This window comes from Nonomuraea sp. NPDC051191 (assembly GCF_044455665.1).
Lineage (GTDB): Bacteria > Actinomycetota > Actinomycetes > Streptosporangiales > Streptosporangiaceae > Nonomuraea.
This window is the reverse complement of record NZ_JBITEZ010000021.1, coordinates 1-21,830: the sequence shown is the minus strand read 5'-3', so window position 1 is coordinate 21,830 and position 21,830 is coordinate 1. Positions and strand designations below refer to the sequence as shown.

Annotated in this window: 21 protein-coding genes; 7 read left to right on the top strand and 14 right to left on the bottom strand. The window is 73.4% G+C overall.

Going from position 1 to position 21,830, the window contains the following annotated elements; genetic code table 11:
• Nucleotides 1–70 precede the first annotated feature (70 nt).
• The 6 genes from ACIA8R_RS44135 to ACIA8R_RS44110 all read right to left on the bottom strand — a co-directional run bounded on the left by ACIA8R_RS44135 (nt 71) and on the right by ACIA8R_RS44110 (nt 5,783).
• A complete protein-coding gene (locus ACIA8R_RS44135; protein ID WP_364087148.1) occupies nt 71–598 on the bottom strand; it encodes an NAD(P)H-dependent oxidoreductase in 528 nt (175 codons plus the stop codon).
• Entirely contained in the window at nt 595–1,926 is a 1,332-nt protein-coding gene (locus tag ACIA8R_RS44130; RefSeq protein WP_397043675.1) for an LLM class flavin-dependent oxidoreductase, read from the bottom strand. The genes ACIA8R_RS44135 and ACIA8R_RS44130 overlap by 4 nt, the downstream gene beginning before the upstream one ends.
• On the bottom strand, nt 1,923–2,870 hold the full coding sequence (locus tag ACIA8R_RS44125; protein ID WP_357693661.1) for an ABC transporter permease: 948 nt from the start codon (nt 2,868–2,870) through the stop codon (nt 1,923–1,925). The genes ACIA8R_RS44130 and ACIA8R_RS44125 overlap by 4 nt, the downstream gene beginning before the upstream one ends.
• Entirely contained in the window at nt 2,863–3,699 is an 837-nt protein-coding gene (locus ACIA8R_RS44120) for an ABC transporter ATP-binding protein (RefSeq protein ID WP_397043673.1), read from the bottom strand. The genes ACIA8R_RS44125 and ACIA8R_RS44120 overlap by 8 nt, the downstream gene beginning before the upstream one ends.
• Nucleotides 3,696–4,715 (bottom strand): ABC transporter substrate-binding protein, encoded by a 1,020-nt coding sequence (locus ACIA8R_RS44115; RefSeq protein ID WP_397043671.1) that lies wholly within the window; start codon nt 4,713–4,715, stop codon nt 3,696–3,698. The genes ACIA8R_RS44120 and ACIA8R_RS44115 overlap by 4 nt, the downstream gene beginning before the upstream one ends.
• Nucleotides 4,716–4,916: 201 nt before the next feature.
• Complete coding sequence (locus ACIA8R_RS44110) at nt 4,917–5,783, bottom strand: fumarylacetoacetate hydrolase family protein (RefSeq protein ID WP_364087139.1); 867 nt, start codon at nt 5,781–5,783, stop codon at nt 4,917–4,919.
• Between the two features lie 105 nt (nt 5,784–5,888).
• Between ACIA8R_RS44110 and ACIA8R_RS44105 the strand changes: the two genes are divergently transcribed.
• Together ACIA8R_RS44105 and ACIA8R_RS44100 are read left to right on the top strand one after the other, a co-directional pair.
• Nucleotides 5,889–6,275 carry a hypothetical protein gene (locus tag ACIA8R_RS44105; protein WP_397043669.1) on the top strand — a complete coding sequence of 129 codons (387 nt, stop codon included), beginning with the start codon at nt 5,889–5,891 and terminating at the stop codon, nt 6,273–6,275.
• Nucleotides 6,276–6,392: 117 nt separating this feature from the next.
• The gene (locus tag ACIA8R_RS44100; RefSeq protein ID WP_397043667.1) at nt 6,393–9,665 is read left to right on the top strand and encodes a glucodextranase DOMON-like domain-containing protein; all 3,273 of its coding nucleotides are present in this window, start codon (nt 6,393–6,395) and stop codon (nt 9,663–9,665) included.
• A gap of 46 nt (nt 9,666–9,711) precedes the next feature.
• Here ACIA8R_RS44100 and ACIA8R_RS44095 read toward each other — a convergent pair whose 3' ends face one another.
• Nucleotides 9,712–10,407, bottom strand: a complete 696-nt coding sequence (locus ACIA8R_RS44095; RefSeq protein ID WP_397043666.1) for a hypothetical protein — start codon at nt 10,405–10,407, stop codon at nt 9,712–9,714.
• An 81-nt stretch (nt 10,408–10,488) separates the two neighbouring features.
• Entirely contained in the window at nt 10,489–11,667 is a 1,179-nt protein-coding gene (locus ACIA8R_RS44090) for an Ig-like domain-containing protein (RefSeq protein WP_397043664.1), read from the bottom strand.
• Nucleotides 11,668–11,890: 223 nt separating this feature from the next.
• Here ACIA8R_RS44090 and ACIA8R_RS44085 point away from each other — a divergent pair, with 223 nt between their 5' ends.
• Complete coding sequence (locus ACIA8R_RS44085; RefSeq protein WP_397043662.1) at nt 11,891–12,754, top strand: polysaccharide deacetylase family protein; 864 nt, start codon at nt 11,891–11,893, stop codon at nt 12,752–12,754.
• On the opposite strand, the gene ACIA8R_RS44080 is transcribed toward ACIA8R_RS44085, so the two are convergent.
• Together ACIA8R_RS44080 and ACIA8R_RS44075 are read right to left on the bottom strand one after the other, a co-directional pair.
• Nucleotides 12,712–13,047 carry a hypothetical protein gene (locus ACIA8R_RS44080; protein WP_397043660.1) on the bottom strand — a complete coding sequence of 112 codons (336 nt, stop codon included), beginning with the start codon at nt 13,045–13,047 and terminating at the stop codon, nt 12,712–12,714. The two genes, ACIA8R_RS44085 and ACIA8R_RS44080, sit on opposite strands and share 43 nt — an antisense overlap.
• Before the next feature lie 142 nt (nt 13,048–13,189).
• On the bottom strand, nt 13,190–13,654 hold the full coding sequence (locus ACIA8R_RS44075) for a hypothetical protein (RefSeq protein ID WP_397043658.1): 465 nt from the start codon (nt 13,652–13,654) through the stop codon (nt 13,190–13,192).
• A gap of 114 nt (nt 13,655–13,768) precedes the next feature.
• On the opposite strand from ACIA8R_RS44075, the gene ACIA8R_RS44070 reads away from it, so the two are divergent.
• Genes ACIA8R_RS44070 through ACIA8R_RS44060 form a run of 3 tightly spaced genes read left to right on the top strand, consistent with a single transcriptional unit; the run spans nt 13,769 to nt 16,444 of the window.
• Entirely contained in the window at nt 13,769–15,304 is a 1,536-nt protein-coding gene (locus ACIA8R_RS44070; protein ID WP_397043656.1) for an aldehyde dehydrogenase, read from the top strand.
• Nucleotides 15,301–16,026 (top strand): gamma-glutamyl-gamma-aminobutyrate hydrolase family protein, encoded by a 726-nt coding sequence (locus ACIA8R_RS44065; RefSeq protein WP_364087121.1) that lies wholly within the window; start codon nt 15,301–15,303, stop codon nt 16,024–16,026. Before ACIA8R_RS44070 ends, ACIA8R_RS44065 begins: the two co-directional genes overlap by 4 nt.
• On the top strand, nt 16,004–16,444 hold the full coding sequence (locus ACIA8R_RS44060; protein WP_364087119.1) for a GNAT family N-acetyltransferase: 441 nt from the start codon (nt 16,004–16,006) through the stop codon (nt 16,442–16,444). Before ACIA8R_RS44065 ends, ACIA8R_RS44060 begins: the two co-directional genes overlap by 23 nt.
• Before the next feature lie 3 nt (nt 16,445–16,447).
• Here the strand turns inward: ACIA8R_RS44060 and ACIA8R_RS44055 are convergent, their stop codons facing one another.
• Genes ACIA8R_RS44055 through ACIA8R_RS44040 form a run of 4 tightly spaced genes read right to left on the bottom strand, consistent with a single transcriptional unit; the run spans nt 16,448 to nt 20,482 of the window.
• Nucleotides 16,448–17,296: a fumarylacetoacetate hydrolase family protein gene (locus ACIA8R_RS44055; protein ID WP_357693687.1), complete on the bottom strand. Its 849-nt coding sequence runs from the start codon at nt 17,294–17,296 to the stop codon at nt 16,448–16,450.
• Nucleotides 17,289–18,197 carry a 3,4-dihydroxyphenylacetate 2,3-dioxygenase gene (locus tag ACIA8R_RS44050; RefSeq protein WP_357693689.1) on the bottom strand — a complete coding sequence of 303 codons (909 nt, stop codon included), beginning with the start codon at nt 18,195–18,197 and terminating at the stop codon, nt 17,289–17,291. Before ACIA8R_RS44050 ends, ACIA8R_RS44055 begins: the two co-directional genes overlap by 8 nt.
• On the bottom strand, nt 18,190–19,650 hold the full coding sequence (locus ACIA8R_RS44045; RefSeq protein ID WP_397043652.1) for an aldehyde dehydrogenase: 1,461 nt from the start codon (nt 19,648–19,650) through the stop codon (nt 18,190–18,192). The genes ACIA8R_RS44050 and ACIA8R_RS44045 overlap by 8 nt, the downstream gene beginning before the upstream one ends.
• Nucleotides 19,651–19,675: 25 nt before the next feature.
• Entirely contained in the window at nt 19,676–20,482 is an 807-nt protein-coding gene (locus ACIA8R_RS44040; RefSeq protein ID WP_364087111.1) for an acetoacetate decarboxylase family protein, read from the bottom strand.
• A gap of 128 nt (nt 20,483–20,610) precedes the next feature.
• On the opposite strand from ACIA8R_RS44040, the gene ACIA8R_RS44035 reads away from it, so the two are divergent.
• The gene (locus ACIA8R_RS44035; RefSeq protein ID WP_397043650.1) at nt 20,611–21,777 is read left to right on the top strand and encodes a glutamine synthetase family protein; all 1,167 of its coding nucleotides are present in this window, start codon (nt 20,611–20,613) and stop codon (nt 21,775–21,777) included.
• The last annotated feature ends 53 nt before the right edge of the window (nt 21,778–21,830 follow it).

Below are 21,830 nucleotides of genomic sequence, written 5' to 3'. Positions count from 1 at the left end.
GAAGGCCCGCTGAGAAGGCCCGGTCAGGAGGCCGGTCGGGGAGGCCCGCTCCCCGGAGAGCCGCCCGCTCTCAGGCGGTGGCCGGGTGGCCGACCGCGAGGGCCGCGGCCACCTGCGGCGCGACGCGGTCCGCCCAGCGGCTCAGGATCTCCTCCAGCTCGGGCAGCCGCGACTCCAGCACGGCCAGCCCCGGCGTCGGCACGGTCGCGCCGAGCTCCACCAGCAGGGGCCGCAGGTGCACCTCGACCGCCAGCGCGTGCTTCGGGTCGCCCATGACCAGCAGCGGCAGCGCCGCCACCCCGGCCAGCGCCTCCGGCCGCAACCGGTCGAGGAACGCCTTCAGCAGCCCGGTGTACGTCCCCTTGTACGTGGGGCTGGCCACCACCAGCACCCTCGCCTCGGTCACCAGCTCCAGCGCCACCTCGACGCCGGGCGCGGGCCCGGGGGCGAGCAGGTGCGGCCCGAGCGCCGACAGGTCGACCACGTCGTGCGCGCCCGGGAGGCCGAGCCGCCGCGCGACGGCCTCGGCCGCCTCGACCGCCACGGTCCTCGTCCTGGAGCCTTCGCGGGGGTTGCCGACCAGCGCCACGACGCTCATCCAGCCACCGCCGCTGCCAGCCTGGCGGCGTACCGGGAGGCGGGCCGGGTCAGGCCGTAGTTGTCGCGGAGGGTGCGGCCCTCGTACTCGTACCGGAACAGGCCCCTGATCTGCAGCTCCGGCACGACGTGGTCGACGAAGTCGGACAGGCCCGACGGGAGCAGCGGCGGCATGATGTTGAAGCCGTCGGCCGCCCCGATGAAGAACCATTCCTGGAGCTGGTCGGCGATCTGCTCGGGCGTCCCGGCGACCACGCGGTGGCCGCGGCCGCCGGCCAGCCGGTTGAGCAGTTGCCGGACCGTCAGGCGCTCCCGCCTGGCCAGGTCGATGACGAGCTTGCGCCGGCTCTGCGCGCCCTCGGTCTCGACGGGCACGTCCGGCAGCGGCAGGTCGAGGTCGTCCTCGGTCAGGTCGATGCCGGTCATGTGGGAGAGCTGGGCCAGGCCGTAGGCGGGGATGATCAGGTCTTCGAGCTCCTTCTCCAGGTGCAGCGCCTCCCGTTCGGTCGAGCCGATGATCGGCGAGATGCCGGGCAGGACGAGCAGGTCGTCCGGCTGCCTGCCGTGGGCGGCCACCCGCCGCTTGATGTCGCTGTAGAACTCCTGGCCCTCCTCCAGGGTCTGCTGGGCGGTGAAGACGGCCTCGGCGTGCCGGGCGGCGAACTCCCTGCCGTCCTCCGACGACCCGGCCTGCACCAGCAGCGGACGTCCCTGCGGCGAGCGCGAGGTGTTCAGCGGTCCCCTGACGGCGAAGTGGCGCCCGATGTGCTCGATGGGATGGATCTTGCCGGTGTCGGCGTAGAGGCCGCCGGCGCGGTCGCCCAGGACGGCGTCGTCCTCCCAGCTGTCCCAGAGCTTGCCGACGACCTCCAGGAACTCGTCCGCCCTGGCGTAGCGGGCGGAGTGCGCGGGGCGTTCGACGCCGAAGTTGAGCGCCTCGGCCTCGCTGGCGGAGGTGACGATGTTCCAGCCGGCCCGGCCGCCGCTGATGTGGTCGAGGGAGGCGAACTTGCGCGCCACGTGGAAGGGCTCGTTGTACGTCGTGGAGACGGTCGCGATCAGGCCGATGTGGTCGGTCACCGAGGCGAGGGCGGCCAGCAGCGTGAGCGGTTCGAGCCCGCCGAGCGCGTTGTGCCGGACGTTGCCCTGCAGGGCCACGCCGTCGGCGAGGAAGAGCGAGTCGAGCTTGCCGCGCTCGGCGATCCTGGCCAGCTCCTGGTAGTGACGGACGTCGGTCAGGCGGCTCGGCTCGGTGCGCGGGTGCCGCCAGGCCGCCTCGTGGTGGCCGACGCCCATGAGGAAGGCGTTCAGGTGGAGCTTTCTCGTCACGTGGTCCTCCAGGTGGAGAAGCGGCGCTCGACGCCGATCAGGAGCAGGTTGAACAGCAGGCCGACCACGGAGATCGTGATGATGCCGGCGTACATGTCGGGGATGCGGAAGCTGGACTGGGCGTCGAGGATGAGGTAGCCGAGCCCGGCCTTGGCGCCGACCATCTCGGCGAACAGCAGGACGAGGATCGAGTACGCGCCCGCCAGCCGTACGCCCGTGAAGATGGTGGGGACGGCGGCCGGCAGGATCACCTTCTGGAACAGCCGCACCGGGCCGAGCCCCATCGACCGGGCCGACTTGATCAGCAGGGGCTCGACGGTCTTCACGCCGCTGATGGTGTTGAGCAGGATGGGCCAGGAGCAGGCGTACAGGACGAACGCCACCTTCGTCGTCTCGCCGATGCCGAGGATGAGCGTGAAGACCGGCAGCAGCGCGACCGCCGAGGTGTTGCGGAACACCTCCAGCAGCGGGGTCAGGAAGTCGGCGACCGGCTTGTACCAGCCGATCAGCAGCCCGAGCGGGATGGCCAGCACGATCGCCAGCCCGAACCCGGACAGCGAGCGCGCCAGCGACGCCTCCAGGTGCTCGGGCAGGCGGCCCGTGAGCAGCAGGTCCGCGCCGGCGGCCAGGCTCTCGGAGAGCGGGGGCACGAACACGGGGTCCACCACGCCGAGGCGGGGCAGCACCTCCCAGGCGGCCAGGAGCAGCAGGATCGCGGCCGAGTTCCGTCCCGCCCGCCGCGCCAGCCCGCCCGCGCGGCTCCGCGCCGCCTTCCGGCTCGCTCTCGCCGGGGCCGGGTTCCGGCTCTCCCCCTCGGTGGGCCGGACCGGGACGGCGGGCTCCTTCCCTGAGGTGGGAACGGGCTCCGGCTCGTCGTCGGGGAGGTCGTACCAGTGGACGTCGCCCTCGGGGCGGGTCCGCTCGTCGGCGCGCGCGTCAGTCATGCCGGATCGCCGCCGTCCGCTCCTGCACCTGCGCCGCGGCGACCTCGTCGCGCAGCAGCCCCCACACGTGGTGCCGGTACTCGCCGAAGCGCGGGTGTGCCCGCAGGTCGCCCTCGCGCGAGTCGAACTCCACCTCGATGATCTCCTTGATCCGGCCGGGCCTTGAGGTCATCACGGCGACCCGCTGCCCCAGGTAGACGGCCTCGTCGATGCCGTGCGTGATGAAGATGACGGTCTTGCGGGTGTGCTGCCAGATGCGCAGCAGCTCCTCCTGGAGGGACTCGCGGGTCTGGGCGTCGAGCGCGGCGAACGGCTCGTCCATCAGCAGGACGTCGGGGTCGAAGGCCAGGCTGCGGGCGATGGCGACGCGCTGGCGCATGCCGCCCGACAGCTCGTGCGGGTAGCGGTCCTCGAAGCCGGACAGGCCGACCAGTTCGAGGTGCCGCCGCGCCCGTTCCGTACGCTCGGCCCTGGGCACGCCCTTGGCCTCCAGCCCGAACGCGACGTTGGCCAGCGCGGTCCGCCACGGGAACAGCGCGTACTGCTGGAAGACGATCCCCCGGTCGAGGCCGGGCCCGGTGACCGGCGCGCCGTTGACCACGATCTCGCCCGTCGTCGGCGCGGTCAGCCCGGCGACCAGGTCGAGGAGGGTGGACTTGCCGCAGCCGCTCGGCCCGACGAGCGTGAGGAACTCCCCTTCGCGGACGTCGAGGTCGATCCCGGACAGGGCGGTGAACGGCTCCTCCGCGTCCCTGACCGTGAACTCCTTGCCGACGTTCCGGATGCCGATCTTCGTACGGACGCCGGTCTCGCTGATCGTGGCGGTCATGAGCCGCTCCCGTTCGCGTAGGGGTTGAACTCGTTGGTGTAGAGGTCGGTGGCCTTGACCTGGCCCGGACGGAGCTCGCCCTCGCGCTGGAGCCAGTCGATCCACCGCTGGAACTCCCGGCTGTCGATCACCCCGCCCCTGCCCGCGATGCCGGTGCTCTTCCAGAGCTTGACGACGTCGGTGCTCTCGTTGCGCCCGCGCTTGGCGATGATCTGCTCGAACTTGGCGACGACCTCCTCGCGCGGCCGGGTCTGCGCCCAGGCGATGGCCTTGGCGAAGCCGGCGACGAAGGTCCTGACGGTGCCGGGGTTCCTGGCGATGAAGTCCTCGCGCAGCACGACGGACCCGGCCGTGAACGGCCCGAACAGCTCGACGTCGGTGAACAGCGGACGCAGCCCGCCGCGTTCGAGCGCCTTGTCCTTGAGCACGGCGCCGAGCGTGCCGACGTCGAGCTGCCCCTGCCGCAGCGCCTGCTCGGTGTTGACCGGCGGGATCACCACGAGCTGGACCTGCTCGATCTCGGCCGGGGTCAGCCCCTGGCGCTTGAGGTACTCCTTGATGACGGCCTCGTGGTGGGCGCCGAGGGTGTTGACGCCGATCTTCTTGCCGATGAGGTCGCGGGCGGTTCTGATGGGGCTGTCGTCCTTGACGTAGTAGCCGTTGTACGACTTCTCGTCGGAGCCGTAGTAGCCGATCACCGCCTTGATCGGGGCCTTGGCCGCCTTGAGCTTGATGACCGCGCCGTCGAAGGCGCCGCCGAAGTCGGTCTGGCCGGTGGCCGCGGACTGGATGTCCTGCGGCCCTGAGGTGGTGTTGCCCACCCACTTGAGCTTGACGTCGCCGAGGTAGCCGAGCTCCGCGGCCAGTTCGGGGAAGGTGACGTTGCCCGCGCTGCCCTGGTAGCGGAGCTCCTTCACCTCCGGTTCGCCGGGTTTCGCCGAGCCCTCGGCCGCGCCGCAGCCGACCGTCACGGTCGCGAGCAGCACGGCGAGGAGTGCACGTCTGATGTCGATCACGATGAGTTCCTCTGGGGAGAACTGCGCAGGGGGTAGGGAGGTCTGCCGGAGGTACGTGATCAGCGACACTGAGCGCTGGCGACGTGGCCGTAGTCCACGTGCGGGCGCCGGGTCAGGTAGAGGCCCTGGCTCATGCGTACGAAGCTACGGAACCCCCGCAGCCAAGTCAACATTTCCTACTGGATTTACATGAAAAGCCTTTCAGCGCATCGCGTCCAGGCCCTCGACCACCGTGCTGGTCAGCGTTCCGACCTCGGCGATCCCGATGGAGACGACGTCGCCGTGCCGCAGCGTGAAGGGCAGGTCGGGCACCAGGCTCGTGCCGGTGGACAGCACCGCCCCGTCGGGGAAGACGTCGGCGCGGAAGAGGTGGGCGACCAGGTCGTCCAGGCGCCGGTGCAGCCCGGACGTGGACGCCTCGCCGTCCCACACCGTCCGGCCCCGCCTGGAGATGGCCATCGTGATGCCCAGCGCGTACGGGTCGGCCACCTCCCACACGGGCCTGATCGCCGGGCCGACGGCGCACGCGCCCAGGTAGATCTTGGCCTGGGGCAGGTAGAGCGGGTTGGCGCCCTCGATCGTGCGCGAGCTGACGTCGTCGACGACCGTGTAACCGGCGACCTCGCCGGCCGCGTTGAGCACCAGGCCCAGCTCCGGCTCGGGCACGTCGATCTCCGAGTCGGCGCGTACCGCGATCCGGCCGCCGTGCCCGGAGACCTTCCAGGCCACGGACTTGAAGAACAGCTCGGGGCGTTCGGCGTCGTAGACGAGCTCGTACACGTCGGCCGCCCGCTCGCTCTCGGTCACCCGGGCCTCCCGCGACCGCCGGTAGGTGACCCCGGCGGCCCACACCTCCATCCGGCCGTCCACGGGGGCCAGCGGGCGCACGTCCGCCGACCTGTGCCGGGGACCGCCGGGGGCGGCACATCGTTCCCGCAGCTCGGCGACGGGCAGCCGGAGCAGCTCGCCCACCCCGCCCACCCCGTCGAGCTCCGCCACCTGTTCCCCGTCGTCGACGCCGACCGCGTCGAGACGGGTCACCGGGCTGTTGAACCGCACGATGCGCATGATCCGCTCCTGCTCTCGTCCGTCGGGGGCACGATCACCCTACGGCCGGTCGCGGCGCGGGCCATGCCGGATGGGAATGCCTTCTCCCGAAGGGGAACGACAGGGATGAAAGACCTGGTCAGCGCGGTTCCGCCGGGCCCTCCTGGCACGCCGGGCGGCCCGTTCGGCGCGGCGGTGGAGCGGAAGGCCATTGGCGGGCAGGCGAAAGTCCGCCAAGGTGAAACCGGCCCGTCGAGCGACTTCGCCTCGTGCGAGGAACGCCGCGGGCAGGCCGGAGCCGACGAAGGAGCATCCATGACACCGCCGACCGTCACGTGCCCCCAGGACCTTGTCGACCTGTCCGTCCTCGCACCCGCGCGGCTGGAGGGACTCGGGAACTCCGTCATCGCCATGGAGCTGCTCGAACTGCTCGCATCGGCTCCGGAGGAGGACGACCTGTTCGCCGTGTTCGACACCGGCACGCCCGCGCCGCGTCGAGCCGGCGGTCGCTGACCGCGGCACCGGTCCGCCCGTGACGAGGCCGGCCCGGTCGCCGGCGTGCTGGGTTGACAGGGCGGGTGGGGCGGTTTTCGCTGCAACCAGACGCCGGAGGGCGGAGGGGAGCTGGTCATGCGTGGTTTCCGGCGGTTCGTCGTCGCCCTGGTCCTGTGCGTGCCGCCGGTCGCCGTCGCGGCCGGGGCCGCCGTCGCCGCCGGCCCCGCGCCCACCGGGCCCGGGGTCGCGTCCCACTTCGGGCTCGCCCGCAAGGACTGCGTCGGGACGGCGGCCGGCCGGACGTCCAAGGTCTGGTACACGGTCGCGGGCGGCGTGTTGTCCGACGTCTACGAGCCCACGATCGACAACACGAACGTCGAGACGATGCAGTTCGTCGTCACCGACGGCGCCACGTTCACCGAGGCGCAGGCCCGCGACACCACCTACCGGGTGGAGACCGGCCGTTCGGGGCTGAGCTGCACCGTCACCTCCACCAGCAGAAGCGGCCGCTACCGGCTGACCACCACCTACGTCACCGACCCGGGGAGCGACGCGGTCGTCGTGCGGACCCGGCTCCAGCCGCCCGGCCTGCGCCTGTACGTCCGGCTGGACGCGAGCGTGAACGGCAACGGCGGCGGCGGCCCGGCCGACGGCGGGGCCGACACCGGCACGGTGGACGCCGCCACCGGCGCGCCCGTGATCTCCGACACCGGCACCGAGACCTCCGCGCCGGAACGCGACTACGCGGTGCCCACCCACCTGGCGCTGCGGGCGCAGCGGCGGCTGCCGCGGGCCGGCGTCGGCTACGCGGGAACGTCCGGCGACGGGCTGGCGCAGCTCGACGCCGACCACGAGCTGACCGCCTACGACAGCGCGCCGCGCGGCAACGTCGTGGCCACCGCCCGGCTGCCGATCGACGCCTCGGGCGCGGTGACGTTCGCGCTGGGCTTCGGGCGCAGCGCCGAGGCCGCGCTGCGGACGGCGGGCGAGGCGGCGGCGCGGCCGTTCGCGTCCACCCTCGCCCGGTTCGAGGCGGGCTGGGCGGCCTACGACGCCGGGCTGCGCCGGCCGCCCGCCGCCCTCGCCGACGCCTACCGGCTGTCGGCGAACGTGCTGAAGGCCAGTGAGGACAAGACCTTCCCCGGCGCGGTCGTCGCCTCGCCGGCGAGCCCGTGGGGCCAGGCGGTCGACGCGGGCGCGCTGCCGGACGGCAAACCGGTCTACTTCGGCTCCTATCGCGAGGTGTTCGCCCGCGACCTGTACGAGGCGTTCACCGGCTTCCTCACCGCCGGCGACCTGGCCACGGCCCGCGCCACCACCCGCTTCCTGCTGGAACGCCAGCAGCTCCCCGACGGCAGGCTGCCGCGCAACTCGCTGCTCAACGGCCGGCTCGCGCCCGACTCCGGCGGCGACCAGCTCGACGAGACTGCCTATCCGATCCTCATGGCCCACCAGTCCGGGCTCGGCGGCGACGCGACCTTGTGGCCGCGCGTACGGGCGGCGGCCGACTTCCTGCTGGCGCACGGGCCCGCGTACGGCGTGGAACGGTGGGAGGAGCAGCCGGGCCACTCGCCGTCCACGATCGCGGCCGAGATCGCCGGGCTGGTCGCGGCGGGCGAGATCGCCGACCGGCAGGGCGACCGGGCCCGCGCCCGGCTCTACCGGGCCACCGCCGACCACTTCGCCCGCTCGGTCAAGGAGTGGACGGTGACCACCACCGGCCCGTACGCCCCCCGCTACTTCCTGCGCCTGTCGCGCGGCGGCGACCCCGACGCGGCCGTCTCCTACGACCTGGGCAACGGTGGCCCCACCGAGGACCAGCGCCGGGTGGTGGACGCCGGCTTCCTGGAGCTGACCAGGCTCGGCGTCCTGCCCGCGGACGACCCCGACGTGCTGGCCGGCCTCGCGGTCGTGGACCGGGTGATCAGGCGCACGACCGCGAGCGGCCCCGGCTGGTACCGGTACGGCTCGGACACCCCGGGCACCGAGGACGGCTACGGCGACTGCCACGAGCCCGATCCGACCTCGTGCGCGCCGTCCGGCAGGCCGTGGCCGACCGGGAACACCGGCTCGGGCCACGTGTGGCCGGTGCTGGCCGGGGAGCGGGCCGAGCAGGCGCTCCAGACGGGCGACCAGGCCACGGCGGCGTCGCTGCTGGCGGCCATGCGGGCGATGTCGTCGGGGACGGGGCTGGTGCCGGAGCAGGCGTGGGAGAACCCCGGCCTGGGCGCGTCGCCGTACGGGAGCGACCCGGCGACCGCCTCGATCGGCTTCCGCGACGGCGGGCCGGCGGGGTCGGCGTCCCCGCTGACCTGGGCTCAGGCGCAGGAGGTGCGGCTCATTCTGTCGCTCGGCTCCCGCCGTCCGGCCGAGCAGCCCGAGGCGGTGCGCGAGCGGTACGCCGCCCACGGCCTGCCCGCCGCCACCCCGCTCACCCTCACCTCGCCGCCCGCCGAAGGCGGGACGATTGCTGACACCTCAGTCACCGTGAAGGGGACGGCCGCGCCGGGCGCGCTCGTGGACGTCGAGGCCGCGCCCGTGGACGTCGGGGCGCCCGCGCGGGTCGTCTCGGTGCGGGCCGGGGCCGACGGCGCGTTCACGGCCCGGGCGCCGATCGTGTTCGGCGAGGTCGTGCTCACCGTCGCCGCGACCTCGGACGGCCGCACCGGGTACGCCCGGCGCTCGGTCGTCGGCGACATCACCGGCGGCACGACCGTGCTCGACGTCACCGACCCCGAGGGCGACGACGACGGCCCGGGGACCTACGCCTACCCGACGGCGGCCGACTTCCGTCCCGGAGCGTTCGACCTGCGGCGGTTCCAGGTGATCACCGATGCGACCACCGTCTACCTGCGGGCTGGGCTGCGCGACCTGACCCCCACGTTCGGCAACCCGCTCGGCGCGCAGCTCCTCGACGTCTACGTCCAGGATCCGGCCGCCGCCGAACGGTCGGCGCAGGCGGCCTTCCCCCAGCGCAACCACCGGATCGCCGAGGAGGACGCCTGGTCGCAGCGCGTCGAGGCGCAGGGCTTCGCCGCCCCCGTCTGGGTCACCGCGGACGGGCGCGGGCCCGGCGGCGCGGCGGTGCGCGCGTCCGAGGCCACCAGGACGATCACCGTCGCCCTGCCCAAGGCGTCCTTCGGCACGCCGGGGCCGGGGTGGCGGTTCGCGGTCGTGCTGACCGGCCAGGACGGCTACGCCGCCGACCAGGCCAGAGGGTTCGCGGCGACGCCCGAGCCGTACCGGTTCGGGGTGTGCGCCGAGGGCGGCGGCGCGCCACTGTGCGCGGCCGACCCCGGCACGGTGCCCAAGGCACTGGACGTGCTCACCCCGCCCGGGGTGTCCCAGGCCGACGAGCTGAACCCGCTTCCCGGCCCGGTCACCCTCCACGCGGTCGCGGTGCCCTGACCCGCCGACCGGCCACGCGGTCGCCGCGCCCTGCCCCCGTCTCCCATTAGGCGAAGCGTTCGATGGTCACCGGGATCAGGCCCTGCCCGCGGATCGCCTGCCGGTGGTGGTGGAGCAGGGCGCCGATGGCGGCGAGCGGACCGGCGCTCAGGCGTACGGTGACGTCCAGGCACCAGGCGATGCCGGGGCCGATGCGCCGCAGCTCCCAGGTGAAGGTGTGTCCCGCGGCGGTCCCGGTGGCGGTGCCCGCGATCCTGGCCCGCGGGTTCGCCTCCGGCTGCTCCAGGCGCAGGACCGTGCGCACGTTCGCCAGGCCGCGCTCGCCGAGCTCGCCCGCGAACAGGATGCGGTAGCGCCGGGTCTGCGTGGACCGGGAGCCGCCCAGGTCGAGCGGGGCCGCGGCGGGCAGCGCCTGGCGGTACTGGAAGAAGGCCCGCAGCTCGGCCTCCTGCGGCAGCGCGCCCCCGCCGAGCATCGAGTAGGTGTCGCGGGCGTCGCGCCGGGTCACCGGCAGCACCCGCTCGCGCAGCGCGGGCTCGGCGCGGATGGCCCGGCTGGACCCGGGCGACTCACGCCACTCGCCGCAGTCGGAGGTCCATTCCGCGCAGTCGATGCCCGCGGCGGTGTAGTCGTCGCAGAGCACGAACTCCTCGACCAGGATGCCCAGGGGAAGTGTTCCGCGACCGCGGTCTTCGGGGGCGGCGTAGATCAGGTAGTAGTCCAGGGGTACGTCGGCGTCCATTCGCGACATGATCGTGGGACGGACCCGCGCGGGCAAGGCGACATTCTGATGTTCTCGCAGGTCCTGCCGTTAGATGCGGGTCTAGCCGGTAACGGGCTTGCCCGTGGCGCCGCCGGCGAGCCACTCCTCCCACGACTTCGCCCACGGCGTGGGGCCGTTCCCGAACCGCAGTTTGCGCGAGGTGCCCTTGACCTGGATGACGTCGCCGCGCTGGGTGAAGTCGTAGAACCAGCGGGCGTCGGCGGGGCTCGCGTTGACGCAGCCGTGGCTGACGTTGGAGTTGCCCTGCGCGCCGGTGGACCAGGGCGCGGCGTGGAAGAAGGTGCCGCTGTAGGTCATCCGGACGTTCCACTTGGTCTTGATCTTGTACTCGCCCGGCTTCCCGATGGTGGCCGAGTCCATGACGGTCTCCGCCGCCTTCTCCTGGGCGATCATGGTGCCGGAGTAGCTGTCGTCGCCGGGTTTGCCGAGGCTCACGGGGATCGTCCGGACGGTCTTGCCGTCCGCGGTGACGACGGCCCGGTGGCGGTCGGCGTCCACCTTGGTGACGTGCCGCGGGCCGACGGTGAAGGACAGGCTGCGGTCCTTGGTCCCCCACAGGTCCTGGCCCGCGCGCAGCCCGGCCAGGTGGGCGACGACCTTGACCTGCTCGCCGACCGGCCAGTAGTCGCGCGGCCTGAACTGCACCTCCCGGTCGCTCACCCAGCTCCACGCGCCCTCGACCGGCTCGGACATCTTCACGACCAGTGAACGCTCGACCGCCGCGCGGGCCTGCCTGGAGGTGACCGGCTGGGACAGCAGGAGCTGGACCGGCATCCCTACGCCGACCTTCTCGCCGTCCAGCGGCGACATGCCGCTCTGCAGGGTCCGGCCGGGCTTGAGCGTGGTGAAGGACGACTGCCCGGTGACGGCCTTGCCGTCGGTGCCCATGGCCTGCGCGCTCACCGTGTACGACGTCGCCGGCCGCAGCGGCCACCGGGGCCGCCAGGTGCCGTCGGCCGCCGTCGAGCCGGTCACCTGGCGTCCCTTGGCGTCGGCGACGGTCACCTTGGTGACCTTGCCGCCGGTGACCTTGACGCTGATCCCGGTGTCGGGGGCGACCTTCTTCGTGCCGTCGGCGGGGGTGATCGCGAGCCTGGCCACCGGGCCCTGGGCCTGTCCTGGGCCGCCCGGCGGCCGTGCGCCGCCTCCGCCGGAGGCGCATCCGGCGATCAGGAGCGCCGCGAGGGCGAGGGTCGTGCTGGTCCGGCCGTTCCGCATCTCCGATGCCTCCCGTGCCTGACAAGGCGTCGTTTCCACCTTAGGCGGTCGGTGCTGTCACGTCCGGACACTTCTGCCCGTAGGGCATGGGAGAAACCTTCATCCGCAGATGATCGCTCTTGCGAACCTTACGGGCGGATCTGGTGTCCAACTCTCTGGAACGGTCCTTGTGGGCTGATCTCAGGGGATGACGCACCGGGGGCGGTGCATGAGGGGGAACGCCATGAACAGCGCCATGAGGCCGGGTCTGTCCGGTATCGCAATGGCCACGGCGATGCTGGCCGTCACGACCGCGCTCACGGGGGCCACCCCCGCCGGCCCCACGCCCTCCCCCACGCATCCGACCCCCACACATCCGGCCCCCACGCATCCGACGCCGTCGGCCTCCCCGGAGCCGAAGCCCGACCAGAAGCCGGACCAAGCCGAGCCGTCCGCCGAGCCGTCCGGCGGCCCGGCGGAGAAGGTCGACTGCCGCAAGGTCAAGTGCGTGGCGCTCACCTTCGACGACGGCCCGGGCCCCTACACCGGGACGCTCCTGCGGCACCTGGCGAAGTACCAGGCCCGCGCCACGTTCTTCGTCGTCGGCCGGAACGTCGCCGCCTACCCCGACGTGGTCCGGCGCACGGTCGGGGCCGGGCACGAGCTGGGCAACCACACCTGGTCCCACCCCGACCTGACCCGGCTGACTCCGGCCGCGATCAGGTCCCAGCTCGCCCGCACCGACCGGGCCGTGGAGTCGGCCACGGGCGTCGTGCCCGGCCTGGTACGCCCCCCGTACGGCGCGATGGACCGCGACGTGCGGCGGCAGGCGCGCCGGCCGCTGGTCCTGTGGAGCGTGGACACCCTCGACTGGGCCCACCGCGACAGCGCCAGGGTGGCCCGCGTCGCGCTCAAGCGGGTCCGCCCCGGCAGCGTCATCCTGTTCCACGACATCCATCCGACCACGGTCAAGGCCCTCCCGCGGGTGCTGAAGGGCCTGTCCGCCCGCGGCTACCGCTTCGTCACGGTCGGCGAGCTCTTCGGCGGCCGGCCGCCGAAGGTGGTCTACGACGCGCCGGCCCGCCGGCTCTCGGGCGGCCCCAAGTAGCTGGGCAGGCGCCCGCCGGTGTCCACCACGAGCCGTTGCAGGACGACGGTCGGGTCCACCATCCAGAACTTCAGCACGTGCGTGCCCGGGGTCGTGACCGTGTGCACGGTGGTGGTCTCGTTGACGTTGTCGGAGGTGTTGCGCTCCCACTGGCGGTTCATGGTCGTGTCGTTCGCGCCGGTCACGGCCGTGATGTCGACCGTCTGGGGCGGCTGATTGTCGATGGAGACGGCGTACCGGAGCCCGTCGGACGGCAGGAGCAGGAAGCGCGCGAACGGGCTGGATCTTCTCATGTCACGTTCTCCGGGAGGGTGCGGGGACGCGCGAGGAGCCGACCGAAAGTTTCGGATATCATGGGAAATTTTCGGATACAGGCATGCGGATGCTCGAACGAACCTGACGCCCGGTCAACGATCCGCGAGCCCTGTTCCCGGCTCAGGCGAGGTCGCGGGTGTAGGTCAGCTCGAAGTCGAGGCACCAGGCCAGGCCGTCCTCCGACATCTCCCAGCGGCCCTCGATCAGGTCGCCGCCGTCGCAGATCTCGCCGGTGAAACGCTGGTTGAAGCCGGGCGCGTCGCGCCAGACGCGCCAGACACCGCCGTCGAGGGTCGTGCGGTAGACGCGGTGAACGCCGCGGACGTCGGCGTAGAGCATCGCGCACTCACCGGTGGCGTCGTCGAGGCCGATCAGGGAGGTGGCGGGGAACGGCGAGTTCCGCCGCCACTCCAGGGGCGCGGTGTCGGGGACCGGGCCGGACTCGGTGTGCTGGCGCAGGTAGGCGCCACCCTCCAGCCAGGTGAACTCGGACCGGGCGGCGCCGAGCCCCGGCACCTTGGCCTGGAGGGCCCACCGGCCGGTCAGCGCGTCGAAGCGGGCGAGTGCGGGGTTTCTGCCGTCCATGTCGTCCTCCCTCCGCCGGAAGCCTATCCCGCGAGTCGTGGCAGGCCATTGACTGGCGATCGTTTGGGCCCATACATTTTTGTTTCACCCCCGTCCACGACAGAAGGGCCGACGATGGCAAACCCGGCGGACGCAGGGACTCACGGCCAGACGTTCGCCACCGAACAAGCGGTGACCCACGAGGAATGGCTGAGCCGGGCCGCGGCGCTGGTGCCGCCGTCCGCGCACCACATCGACGGCGCCGACGAGCCGGGCGGCGCGTCCTTCCCGGTGCGCTCGCCGCGCGACGGCCGGGTGCTGGCCGAGGTGGCCGACGGGGGCGAGGCGGAGGTCGGGCTCGCGGTGTCGGCGGCGCGGCGGGCGTTCGACTCCGGGCCGTGGCCGCGGATGGCGCCCGCCGAGCGCGGGCGGGCGCTGGTGCGGCTGGCGTCCCTGATCGAGGAGCGGCGCGAGCAGCTGGCGCTGCTCGTCAGCCTGGAGATGGGCAAGCCGATCACCGACGCGCACGACATCGAGCTGCGCGCCGCGATCACCACCTTCCGCTGGTACGGCGAGCTGGCCGGCAAGCTGGCCGACGAGGCCCCGCACGTGCCCGCCGACGCCCTCGCCCTGGTCACCCGCGAGCCCGCCGGGGTCGTCGGCGCGGTCGTGCCGTGGAACTTCCCGCTCACGCTCGCCTCGTGGAAGGTGGCCCCCGCCCTGGCCGCGGGGTGCACGGTCGTGCTGAAGCCGTCGGAGCTGTCGCCGCTGTCGGCCCTGGAGCTGGGCCGGCTGGCCACCCGGGCCGGGCTGCCGCCGGGCGTGCTGAACGTCGTCGCCGGCGACGGCCCCACCGCCGGGCGGGCGCTCGGCCTGCACCCCGGCGTGGACGTGCTGGCCTTCACCGGCTCCACCGCCGTCGGCCGGCATTTCCTGCGCTACTCGGCCGACTCCAACCTCAAGCGCGTATGGCTGGAGCTGGGCGGCAAATCGCCCAACATCATCCTTCCCGACGCCCCCGACCTGGAGGCCGCCGCGGCCACCGCCGCCTGGGGCATCTTCTTCAACCAGGGCGAGATGTGCACCGCGCCCTCCCGCCTGCTGGTCCACCGGTCGGTCGCCGAGCGGGTGACGGAGGCCGTGGTCGCCCGCGCCCGTACGCTGCGGGTCGGCGACCCGCTCGACCCGGCCACGGAGATGGGCGCGCTGGTCGGCGAGGCCCACCTGGAACGGGTGCGCGGCCACGTCGAGGCCGGGCTCGCCGAGGGCGCGCGGCTGCGTACGGGCGGCGGCCGGATCCTGACCGGCAGCGGCGGCACGTACCTCGAACCGACCGTCTTCGACCGGGTGGACCCCGGCTCCCGGCTGGCCAGGGAGGAGATCTTCGGGCCGGTGCTGTCCGTGCTGGCCTTCGACGACGTGGAGGAGGCCGTCCGCCTGGCCAACGACACCGAGTACGGCCTCGCGGCCGGCCTGTGGACGTCGGACCTGGGCACCGCGCACCGCGTCGCCCGCGCGCTGAGGGCGGGCACCGTCTGGGTCAACTGCTACGAGGAGGGCGACCTGACCGTGCCCTTCGGCGGCATGCGGCAGTCGGGCAACGGCCGCGACAAGTCGGCGCACGCACTGGAGAAGTACACCGAGCTCAAGACCACCTGGATCCAGCTGTGAGACCCCTGATCGCGATCCCCGCCCGCTTCTCCGCCACGGCCTCGGCCCTGCGGTACGCCGCCGAGGTGAGCGCCCGCGCCCTGGTGGAGGCCGTGTGGCGGGCAGGCGGCGAGCCGGCGACGATCCATCCGGCGGACGAGCACGACGTGGCGGGCCGGATGGCCAGGTTCGACGGCCTGCTCCTGCCCGGCGGCGGCGACGTGGCCCCCCACCGGTACGGCGCCCCCGACACCCACCAGGACGTCTACGACGTGGACGACGAGCAGGACGCCTTCGACCTGGCCCTGGCCCGCCACGCGCTGGCCGCCGGGCTGCCCACCCTGGCCGTCTGCCGCGGGCTCCAGGTCGTCAACGTGGCCCTCGGCGGCACCCTGGAGCAGGACATGGGCGGCCCCGAGGGCGGGCACCGGCACGTCGTGCACCCGGTGTCGCTGCTCCCGGGCACCCTGCTGGAGCGCGCGGCCGGGACGCGGAAGGTCGAGGCGTCCTGCTTCCACCACCAGCGCGTCGAACGCCTCGGCGACGGCCTGTCCCCCGCCGCCCACGCCGCCGACGGCACGGTGGAGGCCCTGGAGCACGACGGCCTGCCCGGCTGGTTCACCGCCGTCCAGTGGCATCCGGAGGACACCGCCCGTCGCGACCCGGCCCAGCAGGCCCTGTTCGACGCACTCGTCCGCGAATCGGGGCATCATGGCTGCCATGATCCGCGCCGCCGTCCCTGAGGACCTGCCCGCACTGCACGTCCTCGCCGTCGCCTTCTACGCCGAGGACGGCTTCACCACCCCGGCGCACACGCTGAAGGCCAACCTCACCAGGCTGATCGCCTCGCCGGAGGCCCGGGTCGCGGTCAGCGAGAGCGACGGCGCGCTGGTCGCGTTCGGCATCACCACGACCGCGTTCGGGCTGGAGCAGGGGCTCTACGCCGAGCTGGAGGACCTGTTCGTCACGCCGGCGGCGCGGCGGCGCGGCGAGGCGGAGCGGCTGATCGAGGACAGCCGCCACTGGGCCGCCGCCCGGGGCTGCACGACCCTGGAGATCGTGATCGCCCCGAACGGCGCCGACGTCGGCCACCTGTTCGCCTACTACGGCAAGCGCGGCTTCCGCGACGAGGGCCGCCGCATCCTCAGCCGGCCCCTGTGAGCCTCACGGGCGGCGCGGCGCACGCACGCCCCTGAACTCCCAGTCGCCGCCGAGCGCGGTCGAGCGCACCTCCTCCGACTCCGTCGGCTGCGCGCCCACGTCGGACCGGATCGGCACCGGCCCGGTCACGACGTGGTTGGTCAGCCGGCCCAGCCCTTCGGCCTCGACCTCGACCACGTCCCCCGGCCGGACGGGCCGCGAGCCCGCCGGGGTGCCCGACAGCAGCACGTCGCCGGGGAAGAGGGTGATCGTCCGGGCGATGTCGGCGACCAGGTAGTGCATGTCCCACGTCATCTCGTCGGTGTTGCCGTCCTGGACGACCTCGCCGTTGACGTACGTCCGCAGCCGCTTGCCGCGGAAGTCCCAGCCGGTCACCAGGCCGGGGCCGAGCGGGCAGAGCGTGTCGGAGCCCTTGACGCGCAGCATCGAGCCGGCGTCGGTGTCGCGGAAGTCGTGCAGCCCGAAGTCGTTGGCCACGGTGTAGCCGGCGATGTGCTCGGCGGCCTCGGAGGGGGCGATGTTGCGGCAGGTCCGGCCGATGACGATGGCGATCTCGCCCTCGTAGTTGAGCCACTTGCAGCCCTCGGGCCGCACGACCGCGCCCCGGTGGGAGTTGAGCGCGGAGGTGGGCTTGTGGAAGTAGGTCGGCGCGTCCGGCAGCCGGGTCCGGAACTCCTCGACCCGGCTGCGGTGGTTGAGGTGCACCGCGATGATCTTCGTGGGGACGACCGGCGGCAGGTGCGCGGCCTCCTCGGCCCTGATCCGGCGGCCGTCCCCGGCGACGAGGTCGTCCCCGTCGCGGACGGTCTCGGTGACGGCGCCGTCGAGCAGGACGCGGCGGTACTCAGGCATGGGCGTTCTCCTGTCGGGGGGCGGTCCAGCCGCCGGACGGGCGGTCGAACCAGAGCAGCGCCTGGCCGGTGCCGACCGAGTTCTCGTACTCGCCGTACTGGCGGGCGGGGGCGGTGCAGCGTTCCTCGCCGAGGGCGCCGGCCAGCATGGCGTAGTGGTGGAAGCGGGCCTCGGGCTTGTACGTCCAGAACTCCGGCATCGTGCGCAGGACCTCGTCGTGGCGGCCGTGCCTGAACCATTCGATGCGCTGGAGGTCGGCGGCGCGGGCCTCGGGGGTGAAGATGTGGCGGGGGTCGCTGGCCTCGTGGTCGCGCAGCTCGCGCAGCGGCCAGAACGTGTGCGACAGCGCGCCGGAGGCGATCACCAGCACCCGGCGGTCGGTGGCCGCGACGCCGTCGGCCAGCGCGCGGCCGAGCCGCAGGTGGTCCTCCATGTCGCCGGTCTGGCACACGCCGATGCTCACCCAGCGCTTGCCGGGCAGGCCCTCGCCGAGGTACTTCCACAGGTTGGTGGTGGCGTAGTAGATCGGCAGGTACTCGTCGTCGATCGGGGTGATCCAGGTACCGTGCCGGTCGGCGAAGGAGGCCACGTTGCGGGCCAGCTCGGGGTCGCCGGGGAAGTCGTACGGCATCCGGCACATGCCGCGCGGCAGCTCCTCGGAGGTGAACAGCCCGGCGCGGCGCGGCTGGGCGGTGACCACGAACTCGACCGTGGTGGCCCAGTGGGAGTCCAGCACCACGACGGTGTCGTAGTCGTCGCGCTCGAAGACGTCCCGGCGCAGCTCGCGCAGGCCGGTGACCAGGGTGATCTCCTTGCCCCCGTTCAGCTCCAGCCGGACCCGCTCGGGCAGCACGATGGTGGGGACGTGCGCGAGCAGGCCCGCCCCGACGATCTCACCCATGGTCGTTCCAGCCCTTCGGCGCGGTGACGGTGTTCTTCAGGTCGCAGTAGAAGTCGAAGCTCCAGGTGCCGCCCTCGCGGCCGACGCCGGACTCGCGGGAGCCGCCGAAGGGCGCGCGCAGGTCGCGCACGAAGAAGCAGTTGACCCAGACCGTGCCCGCGACCAGCCGCTCGGTGACCCGGCGGGCGCGCTCGCGGTCGCCGGTCGCGACGGTGGCGGCCAGGCCGAAGCGGGTGTCGTTCGCCAGCCGGACGGCCTCCTCCTCGGTGTCGAACGTCTGCAACGTGAGCACCGGGCCGAAGACCTCCTCCTGGACGATCTCGCTGTCCTGGGCCACGTCGGTGAGCAGGGTGGGCCGGTAGTACAGGCCGTCCCCGCGCTCGCCGCCGATGACGGCGCGGGCCCCGGCCGCCAGGGCCCGGCGGACGAATCCGTCGATCTTCTCGACCTGGCGCGGGTGGATGTTGGGGCCGACGTCGGTGGCCTCGTCGCGCGGGTCGCCCTGGACCAGGGCCGCGGCCCGCTCGGTGAAGCGCCGGGTGAACTCCTCGGCGATCGGCGACTCGACCAGCAGGCGGGTGGCGGCCAGGCACACCTGGCCGGCGTTGTCGTACTGCTCGACGGCCAGGTCGACGGCCAGGTCGAGGTCGGCGTCGGCGAAGACGAGCAGCGGCGACTTGCCGCCCAGCTCCAGGCTGAGCGGGGTGAGGTTGGCGGCGGCCGAGCGGGCGATGCGCCGCGCGGTCGGCACCGAGCCGGTGAAGCTGACGCGGCGCACGCCGTGGTGCTCGACCAGGGCCTGCCCGGCCTCGTCGCCGAACCCCTGGACGACGTTGAGCACGCCGTCCGGCAGCCCGGCCGCGGCGGCGACGTCGGCCAGCAGGGAGGCGGTGAGCGGCGACCACTCGGCGGGCTTGAGCACCACCGTGTTCCCGGCGGCGAGCGCGGGGGCGATCTTCCAGGTGGCCAGCATGAGGGGGGCGTTCCACGGCGTGATCAGCGCGCAGGGGCCGGCCGGGTCCCAGGAGACGTGGTTGGCGTGGCCGCGGGTGTCGAAGTCGTCGTGGCCGAGGCCCTCCAGCCAGTCGGCGAAGAAGCGGAAGTTGTGCGCCACGCGGGGCATGACGCCGCGGCGGTGCGAGCGCAGCAGGGCGCCGTTGTCGCGGGTCTCGACGGCGGCCAGTTCCTCCAGCCGCTGCTCCACGCCGTCGGCGATCGCCCGCAGCACGGCGGCCCGTCCTGCGCGCGGGGTGGCGGCCCATCCGGGGAAGGCGTCCTGGGCGGCGGTGACGGCGGCGTCCACCTCGGCGGGGCCGCCGCGGGCGATCTCCCCGAGCGCGGTGCCGTCGATGGGCGAGAGGTCGGTGAACGTGCGCTCGGAGGCGACGCGCCGGCCGCCGATCCAGTGGCGGGTGTCGACGGTGACCCCGGCGACGGTGATGTGTTCGGACATGTCAGGTGCTTCCCTTCTCAAGGGGCTAGTGCGCGCCGGACGTGCCGGATTCCAGGAGTGTGCCGCCGTCCCACACCACGCCGACCTGGCGGAAGTAGGCGCCGATGGGCTCGCGGACCGCCAGCCGGGACAGCTCTTCGGTCGGGGCGTCGAACAGCTCCAGCTCGGCGTCGCCCGCCCATGCCTGGCCGGCCTCGAAGGCGGCGGCGCCGGACTCGACCAGCTCGTCGAGCGCCAGCCCGCCGCCCTTGCCGATGGCGGGCAGCCAGCGGTGGTGGGCCATCGGGTGGCCGTTGACGAACCCGTTGTGCGGCGACGGCTCGCGCAGGGTCACCACGGCCTGGGCCAGGCGGCGGTCGGCGGCGGCCAGCGTCGCGCCGAACCGGGCGCCCGCCTCGATCCGGGGCGCGGGCCCGTACGGGTGCGGCCTGGTCTGGTGGATCGACCCCAGCTTCTTCGGGTAACCCTGGTGCAGCCCCCTGGCGACGGCGAAGTCCTTGTCCACCCAGATGTAGACGCACCTGGAGTACGTCCGCCCCCGGTAGGAGCAGCGGACGACCGCGAACGCCTCCTTGTACTGCGAGCGCACCGGGTCCAGCAGCTCCTCGCGGGAGCCGGCGCAGGACTGCCAGTCGGCCCAGATGAGCGCGACCGCGCCCGGGTCCTCCTCGGCGAGCTCCAGCGGGTCGGGCAGCAGCTCGCGCACCCGGCCGGGGTCGGTGCGGTACTCGATCGTGAGCAGGTCGCCGGAGTAGTGCCACGGCGGCTCCGGGACGAGGGACGAGCGGCCCGTGGCCGTCTTGGGGTGGAAGTAGCCGCGGACGCCGGCCAAGATGGTCCTCCTGGAAACTCGTTTGGTTCCAAATAAAATAGGAACATCTGGGCCGATCGGTCAACAGGTCTTGCGGCGGCTAATACGCGCCCGTTACGTTTGGCGTCAAACGACCATAGGAGAGACCGGTGCAGCAGCACATCGACCGCCTGACCGAGCGGGGCGTCGACGTGGTCCGCGTGACCTACCCCGACCTGACCGGGACCGACCGCGCCCGCGACGTCCTGCTGGAGTCGCTGCCCGACGCCGTCGATCACGGTCTCGCCTTCTGCCGGGCGGTCTACCACTCCACCCCGCGCGGCGGCACCGCCGACATCAGCGGCGGCCTGGACGCGGGGCTGCCCGACATCGCCGTCATACCCGATCTGGCGACGCTCGCCCCGCTGCCGTGGGAGCCCGGCGTCGCCTGGTGCCACGGCGACGTCGTCGACCCCGCCACCGGCGCCCCGGCCCCCGAGTCGCCCCGCGACCTGCTGCGCGCCGTGCTGGCCCGGTGCGCCGAGCAGGGCCTGCGCCCGGTCGTCGGGCCCGAGCTGGAGTACTTCCTGTGCGACCCGGCCCCCGCGGGCGGCTGGCAGCGCTACGCCGAGGCCACCGGCAACGTCTACACCGCCGGCCGCCGCGGCGACCCCGACGGCCACCTCACCCGCACGCTGCGGCACCTGCGCGACCTCGGCCTCGGCGTGACGGCGGGCAACCACGAGTTCAGCAGCGGCCAGTTCGAGATCAACCTGCGGCACTCCGAGGCGCTCGACGCGGCCGACCGGGCCTTCTGGTTCAAGGTGGCGGTCAAGGAGCTGGCGCGGGTGGAGGGCAGGCTGGCGACGTTCATGGCCAAGCCGTTCAACGACGAGGGCGGGTCGGGGTTCCACCTGCACCTGTCGTGCCTGGGCGAGGACGGCGGCAACGCCTTCGACGACCCGGCCGCGCCGTACGGGCTGTCGGCGACCGCGCGGCACGCGATCGCGGGCGTGCTGGCCCACGCCCCCGCGCTGGCGGCGCTGGCCAACCCGACGGTCAACTCCTACAAACGGTTCGGCCCCGACACGCTGGCCCCCTGGCTCGTCGACTGGGGGCTCGACAACCGCAGCGCGATGCTCCGGATCCCGCCGGAGCGCGGCGCGGGCACCCGGTTCGAGCTGCGGCTCGGGGACGCCAGCGCCAACCCGTACCTGCTGGTCGCCGGGGCGGCGGCCGCCGCGCTGCTGGGCGTGGGGGGGGGGGGGGGGGGGGGGCCCCCCCCCCCGCCCCCCCCCGCCCCCCCCCCCCCACCCCCACCCAAAACAGAAACATAATAAGGGAAGAGAATTATAAGGCGCGCCACCCCCCACGGAAACAGGCCCCCCCC

Excerpts from the sequence above, each read along its gene's own strand:
- ACIA8R_RS44135 (WP_364087148.1), bottom strand. The coding sequence starts at position 598 with ATGAGCGTCGTGGCGCTGGTCGGCAACCCCCGCGAAGGCTCCAGGACG.
- ACIA8R_RS44125 (WP_357693661.1), bottom strand. The coding sequence starts at position 2,870 with ATGACTGACGCGCGCGCCGACGAGCGGACCCGCCCCGAGGGCGACGTC.
- ACIA8R_RS44120 (WP_397043673.1), bottom strand. The coding sequence starts at position 3,699 with ATGACCGCCACGATCAGCGAGACCGGCGTCCGTACGAAGATCGGCATC.
- ACIA8R_RS44110 (WP_364087139.1), bottom strand. The coding sequence starts at position 5,783 with ATGCGCATCGTGCGGTTCAACAGCCCGGTGACCCGTCTCGACGCGGTC.
- ACIA8R_RS44105 (WP_397043669.1), top strand. The coding sequence starts at position 5,889 with ATGAAAGACCTGGTCAGCGCGGTTCCGCCGGGCCCTCCTGGCACGCCG.
- ACIA8R_RS44100 (WP_397043667.1), top strand. The coding sequence starts at position 6,393 with ATGCGTGGTTTCCGGCGGTTCGTCGTCGCCCTGGTCCTGTGCGTGCCG.
- ACIA8R_RS44095 (WP_397043666.1), bottom strand. The coding sequence starts at position 10,407 with ATGGACGCCGACGTACCCCTGGACTACTACCTGATCTACGCCGCCCCC.
- ACIA8R_RS44090 (WP_397043664.1), bottom strand. The coding sequence starts at position 11,667 with ATGCGGAACGGCCGGACCAGCACGACCCTCGCCCTCGCGGCGCTCCTG.
- ACIA8R_RS44085 (WP_397043662.1), top strand. The coding sequence starts at position 11,891 with ATGAACAGCGCCATGAGGCCGGGTCTGTCCGGTATCGCAATGGCCACG.
- ACIA8R_RS44080 (WP_397043660.1), bottom strand. The coding sequence starts at position 13,047 with ATGAGAAGATCCAGCCCGTTCGCGCGCTTCCTGCTCCTGCCGTCCGAC.
- ACIA8R_RS44075 (WP_397043658.1), bottom strand. The coding sequence starts at position 13,654 with ATGGACGGCAGAAACCCCGCACTCGCCCGCTTCGACGCGCTGACCGGC.
- ACIA8R_RS44070 (WP_397043656.1), top strand. The coding sequence starts at position 13,769 with ATGGCAAACCCGGCGGACGCAGGGACTCACGGCCAGACGTTCGCCACC.
- ACIA8R_RS44060 (WP_364087119.1), top strand. The coding sequence starts at position 16,004 with ATGATCCGCGCCGCCGTCCCTGAGGACCTGCCCGCACTGCACGTCCTC.
- ACIA8R_RS44055 (WP_357693687.1), bottom strand. The coding sequence starts at position 17,296 with ATGCCTGAGTACCGCCGCGTCCTGCTCGACGGCGCCGTCACCGAGACC.
- ACIA8R_RS44050 (WP_357693689.1), bottom strand. The coding sequence starts at position 18,197 with ATGGGTGAGATCGTCGGGGCGGGCCTGCTCGCGCACGTCCCCACCATC.
- ACIA8R_RS44045 (WP_397043652.1), bottom strand. The coding sequence starts at position 19,650 with ATGTCCGAACACATCACCGTCGCCGGGGTCACCGTCGACACCCGCCAC.